Below are 22518 nucleotides of genomic sequence, written 5' to 3' on the forward strand. Positions count from 1 at the left end.
TCAATTTATATTCCTTCTAAAACGGAGATGGCGTGATCAATATTGTTTGGCTTGACATCTAAATGCGTCACCATACGAATGGTTTGTTCTCCAAAAGCCATAAAGTGTAAATCCTTTTTAGCGCATTCTGCAATAAGTTCAACTACATCCATTTTGTTAGATAGTTTGGCGACAACAATGTTGGTTTGAACAGGTAAAATCTCCTCAACCCAATTTAGTTTTTCTAAAGCTGCGCCCAACTGTTTTGCATGTTTGTGATCTTCTTTTAGTCTTTCAATGTTGTTTTTCATTGCGTAAAGTCCACCTGCCGCTATAATTCCTGCTTGTCTCATTCCTCCACCCAAAACTTTTCTCGCGCGTCTTGCCCTGTGAATGAATTCCTTATTTCCCAATAAAACAGAACCAACTGGAGCACCTAAGCCTTTGGAAAGACAAATTGAAATGGAATCAAATTGTGCTGCATATTCTTTTGGTGGAATATTATTTTCTACCAATGCATTAAATAAGCGAGCGCCATCTAAATGGAGTGGAAGCTGATTTTCTTCACACACTTTTCGAATCGCTTTTATTTCATTAAAATCATAAATTGCTCCACCACCTCGGTTCATGGTGTCTTCCAGAGAAACAAGAGAAGTGAGTGGATAATGTGGATTATTTGGGTCTTTTATTCCTCCTTCCACATCTTTTGCTGTGATTCTACCGCGATCTCCAGGTAATAAAAGGACAGAACTTCCACTGTTTTTGGCGATTCCTCCTCCTTCGTAAAAGTAAATGTGTGCGTCTTTTGAGCAAATCACCTCATCTCCAGGTCTGCAATGTACGTTAATTGCTATTTGGTTGGTTTGTGTCCCTGAAGAACAGTAGAGTGCTGCTTCCATACCGAAATATTCAGCTGCATACTTTTCCAATTCATTCACTGTAGGATCTTCTTGGAAAACATCGTCACCTACTGGAGCCTCCATCATAAAAGCCTTCATTTCTTTTGATGGCTTTGTCACTGTATCTGATCGTAAATCTGTAAGCATATTTTATTTTTTTCGAATCATCATTAATCCGTCACGAATAGGGAGGAGAACATTTTCAACCCGGTCATCATCTTGGATTTTTTTATTGAAGATTTTTAAGGCCTCCGTATCTTTGTCTTTTTTCTTGATTTCCTCAACTACTTTTCCAGACCACAAAACATTGTCTGCGATTAGAATAGCACCTTTTGGTAAATCATCTATTAATAAATCGTAATAATTTGAATAATTAGATTTGTCTGCATCAATAAATACCAAGTTGAAGTTTTTATCCAATTTTGGTATAATATCCATGGCATTTCCAACTTTCATTTCAATTTGATCGGAAAATCCAGCTTTTTCAATGTAACTTTTTACCATGTCTTCTAATTCATAGTTGACATCAATAGTGATGAGTTCACCATTTTCTTTTAATCCCTCCGCCATGCAAATCGCAGAGTAACCAGTGTAGGTACCAATTTCTAAAATGCGCTGGGGTTGAATAATTTTGCTTAGGAAACTCAATGTTCTTCCTTGTAAATGCCCCGAAAGCATGCGCGGTTGTAAAACGTTGATGTGGGTTTGACGGTTAAGTTCGCTTAATATTTCTGACTCTGGAGAAGTATGTGCATTGACATAATCCTCTAATTTTTCATCTAAAAATTCCATGTACCAAATGTACGAAAAAAAACAAAAAGGCAAACCATAAGCCGGGTCCTGTACACCATCCGAAAATGGCTGTTTGTCATTTATCTAGCCCCGAAGTCACCCTCGGGATCCATCGACCTACCCTCCAAGTTGAGCGAGCAGCCCTTTAGCCTTGGTTTACATGGTCTTTCAGTCCGTAAGGTTTACCTAGCCAACAATGTCACCATTGATGCGGTGAGCTCTTACCTCGCCTTTTCACTATGACCTAGGATTTAACTCCTAGGCTACTTATTTCTGTGGCACTATCTGTATTCGTCAACCGACGAACCCTTCCAGTTAAGAAGTACGGTGCTCTATACTGCCCAGACTTTCCTCTCTTCCGCAAGCGGAACAGCGACAAACGATCTGCCTTTTGTGCAAAATTAATGTTTATTTAATAACAATTGATTTAAAACTTTGTGCTTTTTGAGAGATGGCTTGTACGGTGTACACTCCCGGAGTTAAATTTGATAAATCTAAAGTTACCATCATTCCTGATGTTTCCTGTTCAAATACTTGTCTACCATCTGTTGAAAATACTTTAACAGAGTCAATTACTTCAACAGACTCTATATTTAGAATTTTATCTGTTGGGTTTGGATAAACTTTGGTTTCTAATGTATTGTGATCTAAACCAACAGGGGGTGAGTTAATGTAAGTAATTCTTGTAGGCACTTCATTTCCTGCAATGGTTTCTGTTTCTACTTTTAATACTGGTCTTTTTTTGTTTTTTGCCCACCATTCGTATTCAGAATTTGTACGGTTGATCGGAATCCATTGTTGAATAGGCCCTAGTTCAATGTAAATGGAATCCATCTCATTTACAACGTGTTTTATTCTTAGCGCATCGTAAGTTCCATCAGGAGTGGTGATTTGCCCGTATCCATCAACCTCACTTTGCCTTTTTCTATTCATTTTAATTCTTGCTTCGGCAGCAGGTGATAAATTGATATCGGTATATCCAGTGGAAGAGTAAATATCTCCGTAGTTAATTGGAAATTCATAGGCTGTTTCTATTGTATCACTTTTAAATCCAATTACTTGACCTTGAGTTTCTAAACTATATCCTGGTACACTTAGTTTATTGTTGTCTATTTTAATCATTCTATTTATAGAATTGATCTGAATAGGCAGAAAGCTTGTCAGATCTTCCATGGGTAATCCGTCAAAATTTTGAAAATAAGATGCCCTATATTCTGTCGGTGCAAATGGTCCAAACTGAATGTTGATAATGAATCCCGCGGAGGACATACTTTTTGCTTTTTCATACAGGTATTCGGTTTCCGTTAAACCAGAAAAGTCCCATGTAGAATTTGGACCTGTCGTGGAAAAATCAATTGCTAAGTTCGTAGAAGTAGAAATTCCAACTGAATCGCCACTTTGAAGAAAGTCAGTTTCATTGATAGTGATTTGACTTTTGAGACCAAAAGATAAGAAGGTGAATGCGGAAATGATATAGATTTTCATAAGCGTATTTTTGTTTCTGGAAAATTAAGGAATTATTCTGATAATTTTTAATCGAGAACCACTTAATCTATAAAGCTAAATCAGTCATTTTTGTTCATAAGTAAAAATTCTAATTTCAATTTATCGATTATTTTATCAAATTCACTCTCAATGACAACTGTCCATAAATTGGATTAGTTGTTGCCGATTCATTAAAATAAGCGCCATCTTTTATTCTTCCAGAAATATTGGTTCCCGCTTTTAATCCCATTGAAAATACTGGTGAAAACTTTTGTTCTATCCAAACATATCCTTGGGTGGAAAAGCTATTTAATCCATCTCTATTTCCAAAGCGTTTTTCGGTGTTTATCAATTCTTTGTTTTCGTAATTATTCAAGTCCATTGAGGTGGTCAGTAAATAATTAATTTGTGCTCCAACACCAAACGAAGTGTTGTTTAATTGATACCCTAGTTCAACAGGAATATAAACATCCACAAGGTTTTGATAAGATAGATCTTTCTGAAGCTGGACAACGATGATGTCGTTGATTTCTTTCCTTTGCGAAACGATTAAATCTGCGTTAGTCGTAATTTGTGTTCCCATTCCTGTGCGGAATAGAACATGATTCATGTCAATTTCCAAATTCAGTGACAAATCAAATAATCCCGATTCATAGGGTCGACTGGTTTTGTAATTCTCCATTAATCCACCACTAATTTTGGTGTAAAGAATATATTTTGGTCTTTCTTTTAACTCAAAATTGGAGGTAGTAATTTTCTTCGCCTCCATTTGCTGAATACGGTAAACGGACTGAATAGGCAAAGTAATGAGAGATTCACTTTCTTTCTTGTTTATGTTCCTTCCTAAATCGGACTTTTCAACAAATGTATTTTCCTTACTCCAATTTTTGAATGAAGCTGTTTGACTTGTTTTTGAATTCTGTTTTTCCACGTTAATGGTGCTTTCCGCGATTGAATTTTGGTGTTCACCAATAAAAGTAGGATTATCTTCAGGCTTTGAAATGTTTTTGCTTACTAATGATTGCTGACCATTGACTTTATTTTCCGAATTTTTGATTTCCTTTTGAGTTCCTCTATCTTCTGAAGTTGATGGCGTGAGATTATTAAATTTCTCCATTTTATTCAACTCCAAATTTTGCTTTTCCTGTACATAGCGTTCTTTCTCTAGAGGAGTTCGCATGTTTAATGTAAACAATGAAATTAAAAGAACAGCAAAAGCCGCTGAACCTCCTAAAGCCCAAAAAATGAATGCTCTTTTCTTTTTATCTCTTTCATTAAGCATACTGTTCATTTCTGCCCAATAAGCTGAATCGTATTGTGGAGCTGGCTCTGAATGAGCAGCATCACTAAACAATTGGTCTATATTTTTATTTTCTTCACTCATATTGCTAAATTCTGCAATTTAATTTTTTCTTGTTTTTCAAGTAATTCTTTAAGTTCTTTTCGCGCTGTGGATAAATGCCATTTTGAAGTACCGTCTGACATTTCCATAATTTCCCCAATTTCTTTGTGTGTGTATCCTTCAATTACGTATAGAATAAAAACACGTTTGGTTGCTGGTTTTAAATAATCGAGTAGTTTCATTATTGTGGCTTCTCCAAAATTACTTTCAGCTTCGTTCACCACACCTTCAGAATGATATTCTAATTCTCGTTCTTGGTGTCGTTTACTTATTTTTTCACGGTATTTTCTGTTCTTACGGTATTCGTCAATTAAGGTGTTGGTCATCACGCGTTTTGCCCAAGCAGCAAAGGGAACTTCTTCTAAATCTAATTTGTGAAGATTATCGATGATTTTAATAAAAGCCACGTTATATGCAGCACGAGCATCTGTCTCGCTGTTGTGATAACGTTTGCATATCGGAATCAAAAACAAATAACAAGCCTCATAGAGTTTCTCCTGGGCTTTGCGCTTGTTTTTTATACAAGCCTTGAGTAGTTTGACATCGATATGCATGTAGTTATTGACTCTTCTTATGTTTTCTTCGTTCTCCAAATTACTAAGAATAATGTATTAGAACACTTTTCATGGATTAAAACGGAAATTTTGGACAATTGGTTGGTGAAATCCAATTATATTTTCAAACTTCGCATTTCTTAAAATTAAAGAAAAAAATTCATGAGACTATATTTACTTCGACACGGTGATGCAGAAAAGGAATCTAAAGCAGGTAAGGATTTCGATAGAGGGCTCACTGAGTTAGGGAGAAAACAAGTTGAACGTGTGAAAAATAGACTAGAAAACGATTATTCTGATCGTGAGTTTACGGTTTTTTGTTCTGCAGCACAAAGAACAAGAGAAACTTGGCAAATTATTGCGCCAGTTGTCGAAGTGGAAGAACTAGAATTTTTGGATGACTTGTATTTAGCAGAAAGAACGCAATTGCTGAATTTCATCTGGAATGTAAACCATCCTACAGAAGATGTACTTATTATAGGTCACAACAAGGGAATCTCTGATTTGGCATCTTACCTGTTAGATGAGCGCATTATGCTACCAACAAGTGGATTCTTGGTTATTGACTTTCCCAATTGTCATGAATTAACTGAAACAAGTTTAGGATGCGGAGCAAAGTTAAGTAAATGCTTCCCTGTTGAGTAGAGAACATATTTATAAACAGGTTGGTGAAAATGCATTATTGCATCACTTTTTTAATATTTCGCTGATAATTTTTTGGGACACCTTTTTTATTCCATAAACTGAATGAATGATCTTCTGATTGTTGATGCTGCTTAAATTGAAGTTGTCAATTATTTGGTCTTTACAAACGATTGCAGTATGGCTTTCTGTTTCAGTGAAATTGGATGAAAAGCCTGACCTGTATTCAAATGCTGAAAGCGAATAGCTAATTATCCCACTTTTAGGATGGAAATAGATGGATTCTTCACTTCCTTCATGTTGTGAAATCAGTTTGTTCAATTTTATCAGTTTGATTCTATTTTTATGATCGGTGTAGATGAGCAAATCAACAATGTTGCTTTTAGGTGACGCAACATCTAATCTATAGAAATGGCTTAGTTCTGTGTTGGAACGGGTCTTAAAATAAATGCTCTGATTCTTATTCTGTTTTTCTTTAATGACTAAACTTTTTGCTTCTGCCGATACCACATTTCTCCATTTTAAAAAGTTGGAGAGTTCAAAATCTTTACATTCATTCTTTGATGGTGTAGGAGCATCGAAATCGAAATTTTTGATATGAATTTCATTTCCTTTGTAATCAAATTTCATTTCTTTTGATTTTAGTAAATCAGCAGAAATTATGTTAATGTGAGCGCTGTAATAAATGTAGCCAACGAATAGAATAAGGAATAATGAAATAGATGTAAAGAACCTTTTGTTGTTGATGTTTTTCATGATGAAACTATTTATTGACTTACTGTGAAATCTGGCTAATTACGTAATTTTTGAATAGAAACTCAATTTATATCCTAAATTTCAGAGGTTGAAATCATTGTAGTTCTAAATAAATTCTCGTTTTTGAAATGAACTCTCCTTTAGTTTCTCTCCAAAGAGAGAAATAGGCATAGACTTTGATTTGAGCGTTTATCCTTGAATTTGAATTTACAATGCCAATTTTTAGATCCGAATCCTCATCTCACCCCACGGCCTTGATTGTCATGGAAATCCTTTCTTTAGCTGGCAAATACAATTTACGTAGCCAAAAAGCGACCAGCGGAAGCTCTTTTGGGAAGTTGAAATTGTATGCTAGATGAAGAAAGATTGGAGTAGAAAGCCAGATGAGCCGCCCAAATAAGAATCAACTCAATTTTCTGTGTATTCAATAGGGTAGTGGAAGCCAAAAAAAATGGTTGCTGAATTTCTCCAACAACCATTTCAATATTAAAGTATTTTGAATCTTATAAACTCAAAGCACCGTTTGTGTCGCGCACTTTATCTGCTGCTGCGTTAAACTTCGCTTTTTCGTCATCTGATAATTCGATTTCTACGATTTCTTCAACTCCGTTTCTTCCAATCAATGCAGGAACTCCAAAACAAATGTCGTTTAGTCCGTATTCACCTTCTAAGTAAAGAGAACATGGGAACATTTTCTTTTGGTCGCATGCAATGGCTTGAACTAAACCAGAAACTGCTGCACCTGGAGCATACCAAGCAGAAGTACCTAATAATTTAGTTAAAGTTGCACCTCCAACACGTGTTTCTTGTTCAACAGACGCTAATTGGTCTTCGCTCAAGAATTGAGTAACAGGAACTCCATTTCTTGAAGCTAATCTTGTTAAAGGAACCATTCCAGTGTCACTGTGCGCTCCGATTACCATTCCGTCTACGTCAGAAATTGGACATTCTAAAGCTTCCGCTAATCTGTACTTGAAACGTGCGCTATCTAATGCACCACCCATTCCAATAATTCTGTGTTTAGGAATATCAGTTGCTTTGTGTACCAAATATGTCATTGTATCCATTGGGTTACTTACCACAATAATGATTACGTTTGGAGAATGTGCTACTAATTGTTCAACTACAGTTTTTACGATGTTTGCATTTGTACCAATCAATTCTTCTCTTGTCATTCCTGGTTTTCTTGGAATACCCGAAGTAATTACTGCAACATCTGAGTTTGCCGTTTTTGAATAATCATTTGTAGATCCAACAATTTGCGTATCAAATCCATTCAATGATGCAGTTTGCATTAAATCCATTGCTTTACCTTCAGCAAAACCTTCTTTAATATCTAAAAGGCAAACTTCTGCTGCGAAATCTTTCATCGCAATATATTCTGCACAACTTGCTCCCACGGCACCTGCTCCTACAACTGTTACTTTCATTATATTTTTATTTTATATTAAATAGAAAATTCTGACCACGAAATTAAGAAATTAATCAAAAATAGGAATAGGAAAACAGGATTTATTCTCAACTTACTTTTGTTATAGAGTCCTTTATAGCAATAGATTAAAGGAAAGTAGAAAATTAGTAATTTTGAGACCTGTCTTTTCATCCAAAAAAATGAATTTAGAATATCTTTTATAGATTAAGGCAACCCCATGAACTATTAAACGTTTTTAAAATGAAACAGAAGTGAACAACGACGAACTCAAAGAATTAATTAAACGGTGTGCCGAGCAGGAAAGAAGTGCCCAGGAGCAGTTATTTAAGCTTTTCTATGGGAAGATGATGGGAGTTTGTATGCGGTACACAAAAGATCGTGACCGGGCCCAGGAGGTTGTTCAGGAAAGTTTTATTAAGATCTTTGATAAGCTAGCAGACTTCGATTTTAAAGGTTCATTTGAAGGGTGGGTAAGAAGAATTATGGTAAATGCTTCTATTGATGCGGTACGTAAAAGAAATCGCGAAGCCTTTTCTACAGATGAGGAATACATTTTTAATGGGAGAAGTTCATTTCAAGAACATGATTTAGATGATGATATTACTAAAATTAAAGCAGAGTACGCAATGGAAGCAATTCAAGAATTGTCGCCAGCCTACAGAACTGTTTTTAATTTGTTTGTGATAGAAAATTATTCTCATCAAGAAATTGCTGATATTTTGAATATTAGTGAAGGAACATCGAAATCTAACCTGGCGAAAGCAAAGCAGAATTTAAGAAAGATATTAAGTGAAAAATTTGTCAATTTAGACCATGAAAGATAATTTAGAAAAAGCATTTAAGGAGAGCTTGGAAGAGTATGAAGTGGCGTACGATCCAAAAGCTTGGGATGCTGTAAACGCCCAAATGAATAAGAATGCCTCGAGTACAAGTTCAATAGGTAGTGCCTTAAAATGGCTATTGGCTTTGCTGATAATTGGAGGCGTTTCTACAGCTACATACTTTTTATTGGAGAAGGAAACTATAACTGAAATATCTGAAGTAACTGATACCAATGCAGAAATCAAATCGGATAACACAGCTGTTCAACAAACAGAGCCAAAATCTAAAAAGTTAATCACCCTAGATTCATCTAATGAAGGTGAGGATAAATCTGTAATATCGATTGAGAATATAGAGGAGACTGAAGTTGATTTCAAGGAAAACGTTAGAAGTTCAGACAAAGAAAGCGATGCAATCGTGGTTGAGGAAAAAGAAGCCAATGTAAACCATCAAAAACAAACAGAACCTATTCTCGTTGACAAGCGAAATGAAAGTACTGATGCAAAACAATACATAGCAGGAAATATTTCAAGTGCAATTGTATGTCCTGGTGAGACCATAGAGATAATGAATCCTTCTTCAAGTGAAAAAGTGCGTTTTGAAATCAATAGCAATTGGGTTGTTTTGCAACCAAATAAAACACATGTTTTTGCACCAACAGAGTCTGTTCAAATTGATTTTGTGAATGACAAAAACGAATTAATTGAGTCGAAATACATCAAAGTCCATGAAGCGGTAAATCCAGATTTCACATTCGAAGCGAATATTTTTGAAAAAGGTCTGCCAGTTGTTATTGTAGAGGCTTTTGGTGATTACAAATCTTATCAATGGGAGTTTGATGGAGAGATAGCTAAGCCCGGAGCCATCGTTAAACATAGCTTTTTTGACAAAGGAGACTACAGTGTTGCGTTAAAAGTAACTGACGCTAACGGCTGTAATGCTTTTACTTCTAAAACGATACGCATTAGGGAGAAATACAACTTGATGGCTATGGATGCTTTTAAACCGAATGGAGCAGACTTTAGAAATAGAACATTTATGCCGTATTCATTGAAAGAAAGAGATGTTCGTTTCCAAATGACGATTGTAGATCCGGTTGATAACGGAGTCTTATTTACTTCCACAGATGCCGAGAACGCTTGGGACGGAACAGACCAAAGGACAGGTAAAATGACGCCGAGTAACAAGACTTATATATGGAAGGTTCAGATTTTTAATCCCGTACCAAACGAAAGACCAATTTACGCTGGAACGGTTGTTCATAATTAAAGCGTAGGGGCGGTTTGCGTAGGGGCGGTTTGCAAACCACCCTTACACAAACCGCCTCTACACAACCCCCCCAAACCATTATTCCACGATTAATTTCTTAGTCAACATACCTTTTTCGGTTTCAATTTTTATAAAGTAAACACCTAGGTTTAATGAACTGATATTGATGTTAGCAAAAGATTCATTTACCTGTTGCTTTAGCACCTTTCTTCCGTTTATATCGAGTAATGTAATATTCTTAATTATAAATCCTTCCAAAGAAACTGCTATTTCATTTTGAGCTGGATTAGGATACATTAAAAGTAATTCTTCCATTTGTTCAATTTCAATACCCGCTGGACCGTTTAGTGGGTGACAAGGAATTGGATCGGCTGGTGTGTTGCAGATACAATACTCAGGCTCTCCACAAACTTCGCTTAGCAAAAATTGAGTGATGTATTGTTCTGTAGTGTCTAAGTAAGCGGAACTGGTTTGATGAGGAACATGTCCAGCACCATATTCAGCTTTAAAACAGTTTTTAATTCCTAAACTTTCAGCTTTCTTGTGAACGGTTTCGCTACCATCTACAACCAATAAATCAAAGATGGCAACAGAAATCATGTCTGTTCCAAAAGGAACGGTGTCATCTGTGTCTCCGTGAAGGCTTAAAACCGGAGTTGTATTGTTGTTCATGCAAGAGGTGTCACCCAGCGCACCTGCGAGACTCACCACAGCTTTCACATCGGAGGTATAGCCTGGATTTCCAGAATTCCCTTCCAGTCCGCCTGATAATGAAGGGTCAGTCATGTTAATGTAAGATGGAATTTCAGAAGTTTGGTCCAAATAACTTAAATGCAAAGCCACAAAGCCACCTGCGGAACTTCCCACTAAAAAAATATTGGTGGTATCAATTCCGTAAGGATTATTATCAACAGCGACAGATTTTTTAAAGAATCGGACGGCAGCCCTCGCATCTTGAGTTGCCCGCATCACTGCCTCAGAAGATCCCGACTCACCAGGTCCAGACGCCGTGAAAAGGTCTTTCATTCCAAGTCTATAGCTAATGGAAGAGGTTACGTAGCCTTTCTTGGCGTACATCTCAGCCAATGGCACAACATCAATTCCTGTCTTAGAACCCAAAACAAATGAGCCCCCATGAATAAAAATAATGAGTGGTCTAGAATTATCCGTGTCACCCGTTGGTCGATAGATGTCTAAAAATAAATCCTGATTTGTTCCATCGAAGTTGAGGTTTGCGCCATATTGAATATCGGCGGTTAAATCGAAATTGGTAAAAATTTCATTTTCATAACGTCCATTCGTGCAGTCCTGCGCTTGAACAGAGAAGAGGGCAGCGATTGCGGCTCCTAATAAGTAGATTTTTTTCATATTTATGTTTTTAAAATGAGTACTACACCAACTTGTTTTGGACAAGTTAACAACTGGTGTTTGGCTTAAATGTACTACAAAAAGTTAATTTTTAATTTGTTTGAACGGTTTTATTGGGTTGAAGTTTTGATGGAATAGTGGATTGTCTAACCTTCTTCATCAATGTTTTAGGTCTTTCACTACACAAACAGCATGCTAACTTAAGGTGCTGATAGTCTTGACCATTTATTCAAGAAAATATTCTAGTAATAAATAGCATAACAAAATAAAACTACTATCTTTGCGGCTGTGTTTAAAGTAACACGTACATAAAAATCATTAAATAATATTGGAATGTATTTAGCAACTGAAAAGAAAGAAGAAATTTTTAAAAAGCACGGGAAGTCTGAAAAAGACACTGGTTCTGCAGAAGGGCAGATCGCTTTATTCACTTACCGTATCAGCCACTTGACTGGTCACTTGAAGAATAATCGTAAAGATTACGCTACACAAAGAGCACTTCAATTGTTGGTTGGTAAAAGAAGAAGTCTTTTGGATTACTTGAAGAAAAAAGACATCATGCGTTACCGTGCGATAGTGAAAGAATTAGGATTGAGAAGATAATTTTTGATCAACATTTTCAAATAAAAAGGGGAGCAATCGAGTTTAATCGAAGTTCCCCTTTTTTGCTAAATTGAAAGTTAGGAAACTAAATTCTTTAATCTAAAATTAAGAAATTAAGTTTTTTAATTTTTGATAAGAAGTCTTTAAAGACAAGGCATGCGAAGATTTTTAATGCAGGAGTTTATTTTTATCAATGACTGCATTAAAAAGCAAGCATAACGCAGGATTTGAGGACTTATTATAAAAAATAATGTGTAAATAAATAAATATGAATATAGGAATAAAAAAGTCCATCACTATAGGAGGTAAAGATATCTCCGTAGAGACTGGAAAGCTTGCAAAACAAGCCGACGGTTCAGTAGTGTTACAAATGGGCAACACAGTGTTATTAGCTACTGCTGTGTCTTCAAAAGAAGCTAAAGAAGGAATCGATTTTCTTCCATTAACTGTTGACTACCGTGAGAAATTTGCGGGTGCTGGACGTATCCCAGGTGGGTTCTTGCGTCGTGAGGCTCGTCCATCAGATATGGAGGTTTTAATTATGAGATTAGTCGACAGAGCATTACGTCCTTTGTTTCCAGATGATTACCATGCGGAAACACAAGTAATGATTCAGATGATGGCTTACGATGGTGAGCACATGCCTGATACATTGGCTGGATTTGCTGCATCTGCTGCATTGGCTGTTTCTGACATTCCATTTAATGGACCAATGTCCGAAGTGCGTGTTGCGCGTGTTGACGGTGAATTTATTATTAACCCATTAAAGTCTGAACTTGAAAAAGCAGATATGGAGTTAATGATTGCAGGTACAATGAAAGACGTTGTAATGATCGAGGGTGAAATGCACGAAGCGCAAGAATCTGAATTGATCGAAGCAATTAAAATAGCACATGAAGCAATTAAAGAACAATGTCAGTTCCAATTAGATTTGGCTGCTGAAGTTCCTGCTTCTTCTCCAAAAAGAGAATACAATCACGAAGACAGTAATGCAGATTTAGAGCAAAAAATTCATGACTTTGCTTATGCGAAGTGTCAGGAAGTAGCGCGTCAAGGTTCTGCTGATAAAAACAAGCGTTCTGAAGGATTCAAAGCAATCAAAGAAGAAGTGAAAGCTTTATTTACTGAAGAGGAATTAGAAGAGTACGGAAAATTAGTGGGTACTTACTATTCTAAAACAATGAAAGAAGCTGTTCGTGATGTAATCTTGAATGAGCGTATTCGTTTAGACGGAAGAAAGTTTGATGAAATTCGTCCAATTTGGAGTGAAGTAAACTATTTGCCAATGGTACACGGTTCTGCTGTGTTTACACGTGGTGAAACTCAATCATTGACAACACTTACTTTGGGTGGTAAAATGCAAGAGCAAATGATTGATGCTGCAACGAAACAAGGTACTGAAAAGTTCATGTTGCACTATAACTTCCCACCATTTAGTACGGGAGAAGCTTACCCAATTAGAGGAACTTCTCGTCGTGAGATTGGTCATGGAAACTTGGCATTGCGTGCGTTGAAATACGTTTTGCCAGAAGATAATCCTTATACAATTCGTTTAGTTTCAGAGATTTTAGAATCTAACGGTTCTTCATCTATGGCTACTGTTTGTGCAGGTACACTTGCATTGATGGATGGTGGTATTCCAATTAAAGCTCCAGTTTCTGGAATCGCGATGGGATTAATCATGAACAAAGAAGGAAAATACGCTGTATTGTCTGATATCTTAGGAGATGAAGATCACTTAGGAGACATGGATTTCAAAATTACAGGTACTGCAAAAGGAATTACTGCTTGTCAAATGGACATTAAAGTAGACGGATTGCCTTATGAAGTATTGACAGAAGCTTTAGAGCAAGCGAAAGCGGGAAGAATGCACATTTTAGGAGAAATCTTAAAAACAATTTCTGAACCAAATGCTGACCTTAAGCCATCTGCACCAAGAGTTGAAACGATTCGCGTTCCTAACGAAGCGATTGGAGCAATTATCGGACCTGGTGGAAAAATCATTCAACAAATTCAAAAAGATACAGGAGCAACTGTAATGATTGAAGAGGATGAAAACACTGGAGAAGGAATAGTACAAATTTTAGCAGAAGGAGCAGAGCCAATGGAAGCTGCAACGAAATCTATTCGTTCAATTGCATTCCCTCCAACTGTTGAAGAAGGTGCAACTTATGAAGGTAAAGTAAAGTCTGTTCAAGCTTATGGTGTATTCGTTGAGATATTACCAGGAGTTGACGGATTAATTCACGTTTCCGAGTTTGCTAACGAGCGTATTGCTAAAATGGAAGATGTTGCCAAAGAAGGTGATTTGCTGAAATTTAAAGTAGTTGGTCGTGATCCAAAATCTAAGAAATGGAAACTTTCAAGAAAAGTTCTTTTAGAAAAAGAAGAGAAAAAAGATTAATCTTTAAGATCTAATTTTAAAATATAAACCGTCTCAAGTAATTGGGGCGGTTTTTTTGGTTCTATAGAATCAAAATTCTTATAATGTAATCAAAAAAATAATTGTATTTTAATCATTTAAAGTGATTGTTTTACTATCTTAGTTAAGAAATCAATCAGTTAATAATTTTTCAACACCTAAAAAATTGAAATTATGAATAGTGAAATTCTTATCTATCAAAACCAAGAGGGTAATGTCAAAATAGATGTTCATCTAGAAAATGACACAGTTTGGTTAACCCAAGCGCAAATGGCGAATTTGTTTGGTAAAGCGAAGTCAACAATAAATGAGCATATTAAAAACATCTATGAAGAAGGCGAGTTAATAAAAGAAGATACTTTGCAGAAATTCGGAAATTCCGAATTTCAACAGAAGCCTTTACATTACTACAATCTGGACGTTATTATCTCCGTTGGCTACAGAGTGAGATCTCTACAAGGAACTCAGTTTCGTATTTGGGCTACTCAGCGATTAAAAGAATATATTATTAAAGGTTTTGCTTTAAATGATGACCGATTTAAATCGGGCCAGTCCATGAATTACTTTAATGAGTTGCAAGACCGTATTCGTGAAATACGGATTTCGGAAAAGTTTTTCTATCAGAAAATTAAAGATATTTATACAACTAGTATAGATTATGACCCTAAGTCTTCAAAGACAATTGAATTCTTTAAAATAGTTCAAAACAAATTGCTTTGGGCAATTAGTAAACAGACCGCGGCAGAGATAGTTTTTGAACGTGCAGATGCTGATCTTCCGCTTCTAGGTATGTTTTCTTATGATAAAAAAGATAAATCCTCAATTAGAAAAGCAGAAATTAGTATTGCTAAAAACTACCTCAATGAAGATGAAATGAAGCTTTTAGGCCTATTGGTAGAGCAGTATTTGGCTTTTGCGGAAACTATGGCACAACAAGAAATTCCAATGTATATGAAAGATTGGGCGAACCGTTTAGATAGTATTTTACAGCTTAATGGTCGAGAATTACTAACACATGCTGGCAAAATTTCTCATAAAATGGCTGTAGACAAGTCAGGACTTGAATATGAAAAGTTTAAAGAAAAACAAAAAGTTATTGAAAAAGAATTGAGTTTAAAAGAATTAGTGGATGACATAAATAAACTACAAAAACGTAAAAGCTAAATCATTATGAGAATACGCTTATAGTTCTTCGCTTGGTTTTAACTTGAAAATAATTAGGGCCACTTAAAACAATCAATTATATTCATAAAATCCAAGCTCTTCACTTTAGGTTTCGTTTTGATATTAGAAGTAAATTTTAATTATATTTACCACACTTTGAAAAGAAGACTTCTATATCACTACCATAAATATTTCAGCATTCTTATTGCTGGTATTTTCACTTTCCAAATCTCTGCACAAGATTTTCATTTTTCTCAGATGAAATTTACACCAATGAATGTAAATCCTTCATTGGCTGGATTAAGTGGAAAGTACAATGCAATAGCAATCTACAGAACGCAGTGGAATAGTGTAGCATCTCCTTACACCACTCTTGGTGCTTCCTTTGATGCCAATTTGAATAGCCCTTCCAATAGAAAAGGGTTTCTCGCTGGAGGTCTAAATTTTTATCATGACCTTGCTGGTGATTTAAAAATGACTAGCTCCAATGTGAATTTCAACATTGCTTATCATTTAAGATTAAATCGAAACAGTACTTTAGGCTTAGGCGTACAGATTGGATATGCGCAACGTGGTTTAGGTCAGGTCAAAGGATATTTTGCAAGCCAATACGATGGGAATGATTTCGATCAATCCATTTCGAGTGGTGAGAATTTTGGAAGTAGAAATACTGGCTATGTGGATGTAGGAACTGGAATCGTTTTTAAGCATAACTCATTGCGCAAAGGAACTTTTAATGCCAATGGATTTATGTTTACCGCAGGTTTAGCCGCTTATCACTTAACCCGTCCTAGTTATTCATTTATTCAAGGTGGAAATGATGATCTTTTCATCCGTTATAGTGCTTTTGTAGAAACGGAGTTTAGACTTGATAACGCTTCCTTTACACTGTTACCCGCAGTTTATTACCAGCGACAGGGAAGTCATCAAGAAATCTTATTTGGTGCGTATGTCAAATACTATTTTATTGAATCCACGAATAAAACAAATATGAGAAATGATTTCTCTCTGGGCTACGGCGCGTTCTACCGCTTTGGTGATGCTTTCGTAAATAAATTACTTTTAGATTTTAGCAGTTACGCCGTTGGAATCGCTTACGATATCAATATTTCATCCCTTACTCAAGCCAGCAAAGGAAGAGGTGGAGTGGAGTTTATGTTCAGATATTACTTCGATGAAAGTTTGCAAAGACGCATTAGATAACTTACAAAGACTTTTCCCCTCTCACTTGCCTCCCAATGTCCACAACTGTCATTCTGACCAGAGCTGAAAATCTTAATTTTTAACTCTGGAAGGATTTGGTCTAGTTAAAGAGCGTACTTTTTATTGTAGCATATTAAATAGCTGGTAAAGTTCCCGATAAGCATTTAATACAATTCAAATAAATCCATAAATTTCCTGGCACATTGTCCGGTAAGTAGTGAGTTTTGTCTATTCCAACGCTCTATTGCAGACTTATTCAATGAATTTCACAATGGCTGGAATTAACTCTGGGTGAAGCGGTAATTTTGGATTGTAATATGTTTTTGTATTCTCTTCTAAATCCTCAGGAGCTACTTTCAAAATATGATTCATTCCTTCTATGATCACCAACTCAGCTTGCGCGTTTCCTCCTTGCTGCATGTGTGCATCTCTTTCAGAAACCTGAATATCTGTGCTTCCATGAATGATTAGTATTGGAATATCCAAAACACCAATTTCAACTTTAGGCGAATATTTCATCCATGAAATCAAATAGGGCTGAACACTTGGGCGAAATAAACCGGCTAATTCTGGAGAAACTTTTTCCACTTTTTTACCTTGTTTTAACTGTTTAAACAATCTTTTTATCTCTGGCTGAAGGGGGTGAGATTGGCCAGAAAGCTGATCTGTTAAAACTTCGTCTATTGATCTTCCCGTACCTGCCAGTGAAATAAATTTTGCAATAACATTTTTCTGAGCAGCTAAAATACCAATCAAAGAGCCTTCAGAATGACCCAATACGACAATGTTTTGGTAACCTTTTGTTGTTAAAAAATTAAGCCATGCAGTAGCGAAATCTACATTGTGTTCGAAAAGTAAATCTTCTTCAGAAATTTTTCCTTTACTTTCCCCTACAAGAAGTTTGTCGTAGCGTAAACTGGAAATTCCTTTTTCTGCAAGTCCTTCCGCGAGTAACTTGTAGCTATTGGTTTGAGAAATCTGACTATTCCCATTTCTATCCGTTGGCCCTGAACCAGGAATAATTAAAACTACAGGACTGTTCTTTTTACTTCCGCTGTGAATTAGACTTCCGTAGAGATTTCCATATTCTGTTTTTACTTTAACTTTTTTTTCAGTTTGTGTCCAACTATTTGTGCTGATTGAAATAAAGAGCACAACAAGTACTAGACAATTCAATTGCTTCATGGTATAATTATTATTTTAGCGCTTATTTTTGAACGACATCGTGTAATATTAAGGAATTTATTTTTGATGAAAAACATTTTCACCTATTTTTCTAATAATTTTAATCAGTCCATTTTAGCATTTGATGCTATTGAAATGGTAGTTTGTGAGACCTCGAATTGCTTAGAAAAAGCAGCGGTGTTTTTAGAGAAATTTAAACAAGATTACCGCTTTGGTTTTCTGACCTATGACCTTAAAAATGAGATTGAAAATTTGAGTTCCTTAAATCCAGATCGTATTGGATTTCCAAGTGTTGGTTTTTTTGTTCCACGCTATGTTGTTGAATGGGATAAGGACGGAAAACAAACATTTTTGAAAGGAGAAGAGGATGAAATAGCCAAACAATTCATTTCAAATTTTTTAAAACAGAAAGAAGCTCAAGTTCATAACAAGGTAGTACTGATTCCAGGATTAAGTAAGAAGGATTACATTTCTAAAATAGAAAAACTCCAAGAAGAAATTCAATATGGTAACATTTACGAAGTCACTTTTTGTCAAGAGTTTTATGCTGAAAATAGTGAAATCGAACCATTGTCGACCTATTTTGCATTAAATCGAGCGACTAAAGCTTCTTTTTCGTGTTTTGTGGAATGGGATGGGAAATATTTACTTTCTGCAAGTCCAGAGCGCTTTCTAAAAAGAGAAGGAAATAGATTGATTACACAACCTATAAAAGGAACAGCCAAACGTGGCGCAACTCAAGAACAAGATTTACAATTAAAAACAGAATTACTAGCCAGTGAAAAAGAGCGAGCTGAAAATGTAATGATTGTAGACTTAGTAAGAAATGATTTGTCTCGAATTGCGGAGAGAAACTCAGTTCATGTCGATGAACTGTTTGGCGTTTATACATTTGAAACTGTTCATCAGTTAATTTCTACAGTTTCCGCTACCATTGATGAAAAAGTATCTATTCTGGAAATTCTTAAAGCATTGTTTCCTATGGGAAGTATGACAGGTGCACCTAAAATTAGTGCAATGCAATTAATAGAGGAGCATGAAACTTTCAAAAGAGGTTTGTATTCGGGAAGTGTGGGCTATTTCAAACCCAACGGAGATTTTGACTTCAATGTCATTATTCGAAGTATTTTATACAACGAAGAAAGTAATTCCATTAGCTGTCCTGTGGGCGGAGCAATCACTTTAAAGTCTACGCCAGAAGCAGAATATGAAGAATGTATGATTAAAGTTAAAGCATTAAAAGAAGTTTTGTTTTCAAATGACTAAAGCTCCGAAATATTGGGTAGCTTGCAGCGGAGGAGTTGACTCTGTGGTACTTTTGTATTTAATGCATGAAGAGAAAAAGGACGTCGGTATTTTGCATTGTAACTTCCAATTGCGTGATGAATCATCTCAAGGTGATGAAGCTTTTGTGAGAGAATTAGCAGAAAAACTTGAGCTTCCTATCCGTGTGAAGGTGTTTGACACCAAAAAGTACGGTAAAAAGCAAAAAATCAATACGCAGTTGGCCGCACGAGAATTGAGGTACAATTGGTTTGATGAAGTTATTGAAAAGGAGGGAGGAATTATTCTTCTGGGTCATCACTATGATGATCAAGTGGAAACTTTTTTCTTGCAATTAAGAAGAGGTGGAAAAGTGAGAAGTTTAGCTGGAATGCCTGTTTATAGAAAGGGCTATTTGAGGCCTATCTTAAAATATTCGAAAGCAGACCTCATTGAATTGGCGAATAAACAAGCTTGGCACTGGCGAGAAGATATTAGTAACGCATCCAACGATTATACGCGCAATTGGTACAGAAATGAAATATTACCTTTGTTAAATTCTAAAGCTTTTCCAATGGAAAGTGTGGTTCCCTTAGTGAACAATTTCCAGCAGATTTTTGAATTTCTGAAAACTTTACCCATTCCCAATTCTATCTTAATTTCTGATTGGATTCGCTTAACAATATGGGAAAAACAACATGTTTTAGTTGAGCAAAATATGGGGGAATATTCTACTTCTGAAATTGACAAGCTTATAATTGCCGAAAAAGGAAAGTTTATAGGCAATACTCAAATGAAGCTTTGGAATGAGGGAAATGAATTGGTTTTTGTTGCTCAAAACGAAATAAAATCTCAATTTGAGTTAAATAGCTCCGTTCTTCCAATTGATGAAGTAGAACTAAATCAAAAAGATTTGTTTTTGGATGCGTTCAAGTTGAAAGGAGGACTTTCTTTTAGAAATTGGAAATCGGGAGATCGTTTTCAACCGCTTGGAATGAAGGGAGAAAAGAGTGTGGGCAAATTTTTAAGAGACCGAAAAGTGGCAGCGCATCAAAAAGCCAAAATTCAAGTTTTGGTCAATGAAAATAATGAAGTAATTGGAGTATTTGGTTTCGGTGTCAGTGAAACAGTAAGGATAGATTCAGAAACAAAGAATGTTAAGCATATTCAATTGTCTGAAATTTAACTTGCTTTAGCCCTTTGTTTTCGAGTATAATCAATTTGCATTGAACATGGTTATAATTTTTTTAGTAGTTTAGGCTGAGAATTTAAATGCTCTACTTTCCATGAATCTAAAACTTCTAATGAAATTACTTTTGTTTTCCTTTATGGTTTTGCTGCTGTTCTCCTGTGGAACGAGTTCAAACGGTGTTTTTGAAAAACGAAAGCATTTGAAAGGATGGCATTTTAAGAAGAACAAGAAGTTTGATTTAGGACTTTCTTCTAATAAGAAAAAGGAGGAGATTAGGATTGAGAAGAATGCTCCGAATAATACGAATAAAGTCAGTTCTTTCGTAGAGAAGGAAAGGAATAGTCAAAATAAGGAGTCAACGCCATTCAGAAAAGAGAATAAAACGGAGCGACTTGAAAAGGAAAAGAAATACTGGGATGAAAAGCCAGATATCCTGCTCGTAAAAGATGAAAATGAAGCTGTGGGCAAGGACTTGAAAACTTTTAGTTCTATGGGAGTGATTGCCCAAGTATTCATAAAAAAGGAAGGGGCTGAGTTAGACATCAATAAGCGCACTGTGATTAGTGATGATAAAGTACTTTCCTCTAATCAAATTTTGATTCGTACATTTTTTGTAGTGGTTGGTTTTGGAATTCTGTTTTTGGCCTTCTTTATTTTAGCTTGGGCAATAGCTTATAACGATCCAATTTTGGGACTTTCAGTATTCGCTTTTGGAGTTGTTTTATGCTTTACTTTCGTTGATTATTTAGTCCAAAGATTGCATAGTAGACCAGAAGACAGAAAGAATTGGACCTTTTTTAGAAGTTTGAAAAGAGTGCTCATTCTTCTTTCGGCTTTGGTATTGACAATTTATACCATCAATTTTTTAACGACTGTCAAAGAGAATATGAAAAATTAATTACACTAACGAGTTATTCATTTATGAATTTTTTGATCACTCCTAACACTTAGTTTTTCTATCTAGTGCTTGGTCGGAAATAGACGATTTTTACAAATTCTATAGATTTTGAGTTTATTTTAAGTTTGCTGTGTTTCCGTCCAAGCACTATCTAAGTCGTTTTGACAAGATTTAGGAATGTCCATTAACTTGGGGGCAGAGCGTATTCAGTTTTTATTTCAACAGCTGAGGTTTACTTTTCCTGCATTTCATTGATTATTTTGTACATTTATCTTAAACCAGAAAAAACACTACCTATGAACGTCAAAGTCTACTTTAAGTTTGTACCCATTCTACTTTTGCTGTTTGTATTATTTTCTTGTTCAACAACTTCAAATGGAGTATTTGAAAAAAGAAAGCACTTAAAAGGTTGGCATTTCAAGAAGAACAAGAAGTTTGATTCAGGCAGTGCGCATGTCAAGGAGGACAAAATATTCAGACGTAAAGAAAAATCCACGAATCCTGAGGAAAATTCCGTTTTGACAATTGCAGAGCTTGAGGAAATTGAGATAGTTGAAGACGGGAAGCCAAAACAGAATGAGTTCGAAATAATTACCGAAGCGTTGTATCCTGATATTCTACAGCCTGATGATGAAAATAATATAAGAGATATTGGACTAGAAAATACAATAGATAATTTTAGTGTCAATCCAGGTCTCTCAACAGTAAATGAGACAGAAGTTAGTCGAACGAAAAGGCACCCAATTGTTATTGTTTTGGGTATTTTAGTTTTTACCTATCTATTTTTGTTGGGTTTAGGTATTGCAATGATTTTAGGTTTTTTACCAGCTCTTTTTGGTGGATGGTTTATCTTGGGTGTACCAATCTGGCTGGTCAGCGGATATGTAGTTTTCGCCTTTTACCTCTATTTAATCACTAAACTTTTCGAGCGGGAGGATGGAACAGGAAGTTTAACTTTAAAGCAAGCCTTTAAAAAAGCCATTTGGCCTTTTGTTATTTTAATACTTGCTTTTATGGCGCTGATAATCGGTTTTGGTTGGTCTATTTACTAATTAAGGCTTTTAAAAAACAAATTTTCCTCTATGGGATTTTATTCTTTCAATCACTTTTATAGTGGATGTGTTTTTTAGGTTTATAATTTTAATTTTCAGTGCTCCTTTATTGTTTTATGGACCACTAAGGTTTTAT

General features: G+C 35.6%; 20 protein-coding genes and 1 other RNA gene. 11 read left to right on the plus strand and 10 right to left on the minus strand.

Annotated features, from left to right (window positions below; translation table 11 throughout):
- Positions 1-5: 5 nt before the first annotated feature.
- The 6 genes from DIT68_RS00815 to DIT68_RS00840 all read right to left on the minus strand — a co-directional run bounded on the left by DIT68_RS00815 (position 6) and on the right by DIT68_RS00840 (position 5150).
- Positions 6-1025, minus strand: a complete 1020-nt coding sequence (locus tag DIT68_RS00815) for a threonine aldolase family protein (protein WP_109357916.1) — start codon at positions 1023-1025, stop codon at positions 6-8.
- Positions 1026-1028: 3 nt separating this feature from the next.
- Positions 1029-1670 (minus strand): O-methyltransferase, encoded by a 642-nt coding sequence (locus tag DIT68_RS00820; protein WP_109357917.1) that lies wholly within the window; start codon positions 1668-1670, stop codon positions 1029-1031.
- Between the two features lie 21 nt (positions 1671-1691).
- Positions 1692-2062: RNase P RNA component class A (rnpB, locus tag DIT68_RS00825), an RNA gene on the minus strand.
- 16 nt (positions 2063-2078) lie between these two features.
- Positions 2079-3155 carry a T9SS type A sorting domain-containing protein gene (locus DIT68_RS00830; protein WP_109357918.1) on the minus strand — a complete coding sequence of 359 codons (1077 nt, stop codon included), beginning with the start codon at positions 3153-3155 and terminating at the stop codon, positions 2079-2081.
- A 127-nt stretch (positions 3156-3282) separates the two neighbouring features.
- Complete coding sequence (locus DIT68_RS00835; RefSeq protein WP_109357919.1) at positions 3283-4539, minus strand: hypothetical protein; 1257 nt, start codon at positions 4537-4539, stop codon at positions 3283-3285.
- Positions 4536-5150 carry an RNA polymerase sigma factor gene (locus DIT68_RS00840; protein ID WP_146194081.1) on the minus strand — a complete coding sequence of 205 codons (615 nt, stop codon included), beginning with the start codon at positions 5148-5150 and terminating at the stop codon, positions 4536-4538. Before DIT68_RS00840 ends, DIT68_RS00835 begins: the two co-directional genes overlap by 4 nt.
- A 123-nt stretch (positions 5151-5273) precedes the next feature.
- Between DIT68_RS00840 and DIT68_RS00845 the strand changes: the two genes are divergently transcribed.
- Positions 5274-5756 carry a SixA phosphatase family protein gene (locus DIT68_RS00845; protein WP_109357921.1) on the plus strand — a complete coding sequence of 161 codons (483 nt, stop codon included), beginning with the start codon at positions 5274-5276 and terminating at the stop codon, positions 5754-5756.
- Between the two features lie 42 nt (positions 5757-5798).
- Here DIT68_RS00845 and DIT68_RS00850 read toward each other — a convergent pair whose 3' ends face one another.
- Together DIT68_RS00850 and mdh are read right to left on the minus strand one after the other, a co-directional pair.
- Positions 5799-6509, minus strand: a complete 711-nt coding sequence (locus DIT68_RS00850; protein WP_109357922.1) for a hypothetical protein — start codon at positions 6507-6509, stop codon at positions 5799-5801.
- A 503-nt stretch (positions 6510-7012) separates the two neighbouring features.
- Positions 7013-7939, minus strand: a complete 927-nt coding sequence (gene mdh, locus DIT68_RS00860) for a malate dehydrogenase (protein WP_109357924.1) — start codon at positions 7937-7939, stop codon at positions 7013-7015.
- A 253-nt stretch (positions 7940-8192) separates the two neighbouring features.
- Between mdh and DIT68_RS00865 the strand changes: the two genes are divergently transcribed.
- Both DIT68_RS00865 and DIT68_RS00870 read left to right on the plus strand, forming a co-directional pair.
- A complete protein-coding gene (locus tag DIT68_RS00865; RefSeq protein WP_109357925.1) occupies positions 8193-8765 on the plus strand; it encodes an RNA polymerase sigma factor in 573 nt (190 codons plus the stop codon).
- Positions 8755-10032, plus strand: coding sequence for a PKD domain-containing protein (locus DIT68_RS00870; protein WP_109357926.1), 1278 nt, complete (start codon positions 8755-8757; stop codon positions 10030-10032). Before DIT68_RS00865 ends, DIT68_RS00870 begins: the two co-directional genes overlap by 11 nt.
- A gap of 78 nt (positions 10033-10110) precedes the next feature.
- Here DIT68_RS00870 and DIT68_RS00875 read toward each other — a convergent pair whose 3' ends face one another.
- Entirely contained in the window at positions 10111-11400 is a 1290-nt protein-coding gene (locus tag DIT68_RS00875; protein WP_109357927.1) for a T9SS type A sorting domain-containing protein, read from the minus strand.
- A gap of 333 nt (positions 11401-11733) precedes the next feature.
- On the opposite strand from DIT68_RS00875, the gene rpsO reads away from it, so the two are divergent.
- From rpsO to DIT68_RS00895, 4 genes are all read left to right on the plus strand, one after another.
- Positions 11734-12003: a 30S ribosomal protein S15 gene (gene rpsO / locus DIT68_RS00880; protein WP_109357928.1), complete on the plus strand. Its 270-nt coding sequence runs from the start codon at positions 11734-11736 to the stop codon at positions 12001-12003.
- Between the two features lie 268 nt (positions 12004-12271).
- Entirely contained in the window at positions 12272-14407 is a 2136-nt protein-coding gene (locus DIT68_RS00885) for a polyribonucleotide nucleotidyltransferase (protein ID WP_109357929.1), read from the plus strand.
- Positions 14408-14599: 192 nt separating this feature from the next.
- Positions 14600-15589 (plus strand): RhuM family protein, encoded by a 990-nt coding sequence (gene rhuM, locus DIT68_RS00890; RefSeq protein WP_109357930.1) that lies wholly within the window; start codon positions 14600-14602, stop codon positions 15587-15589.
- A 156-nt stretch (positions 15590-15745) separates the two neighbouring features.
- Positions 15746-16792, plus strand: a complete 1047-nt coding sequence (locus tag DIT68_RS00895) for a PorP/SprF family type IX secretion system membrane protein (protein ID WP_158276080.1) — start codon at positions 15746-15748, stop codon at positions 16790-16792.
- Positions 16793-17044: 252 nt separating this feature from the next.
- Here the strand turns inward: DIT68_RS00895 and DIT68_RS00900 are convergent, their stop codons facing one another.
- Positions 17045-17977 (minus strand): alpha/beta hydrolase, encoded by a 933-nt coding sequence (locus DIT68_RS00900; protein WP_109357932.1) that lies wholly within the window; start codon positions 17975-17977, stop codon positions 17045-17047.
- A 66-nt stretch (positions 17978-18043) separates the two neighbouring features.
- Here DIT68_RS00900 and pabB point away from each other — a divergent pair, with 66 nt between their 5' ends.
- The 4 genes from pabB to DIT68_RS00920 all read left to right on the plus strand — a co-directional run bounded on the left by pabB (position 18044) and on the right by DIT68_RS00920 (position 22382).
- Positions 18044-19243 (plus strand): aminodeoxychorismate synthase component I, encoded by a 1200-nt coding sequence (pabB, locus tag DIT68_RS00905; RefSeq protein ID WP_109357933.1) that lies wholly within the window; start codon positions 18044-18046, stop codon positions 19241-19243.
- On the plus strand, positions 19236-20426 hold the full coding sequence (gene tilS, locus DIT68_RS00910) for a tRNA lysidine(34) synthetase TilS (RefSeq protein WP_109357934.1): 1191 nt from the start codon (positions 19236-19238) through the stop codon (positions 20424-20426). Before pabB ends, tilS begins: the two co-directional genes overlap by 8 nt.
- A 118-nt stretch (positions 20427-20544) precedes the next feature.
- A complete protein-coding gene (locus tag DIT68_RS00915) occupies positions 20545-21330 on the plus strand; it encodes a ZIP family metal transporter (RefSeq protein WP_146194082.1) in 786 nt (261 codons plus the stop codon).
- 296 nt (positions 21331-21626) lie between these two features.
- On the plus strand, positions 21627-22382 hold the full coding sequence (locus DIT68_RS00920) for a DUF4199 domain-containing protein (RefSeq protein WP_109357936.1): 756 nt from the start codon (positions 21627-21629) through the stop codon (positions 22380-22382).
- Positions 22383-22518 lie beyond the last annotated feature (136 nt).

The organism is Brumimicrobium oceani, assembly GCF_003143775.1.
In the GTDB taxonomy this organism is placed as follows: domain Bacteria; phylum Bacteroidota; class Bacteroidia; order Flavobacteriales_D; family Crocinitomicaceae; genus Brumimicrobium; species Brumimicrobium oceani.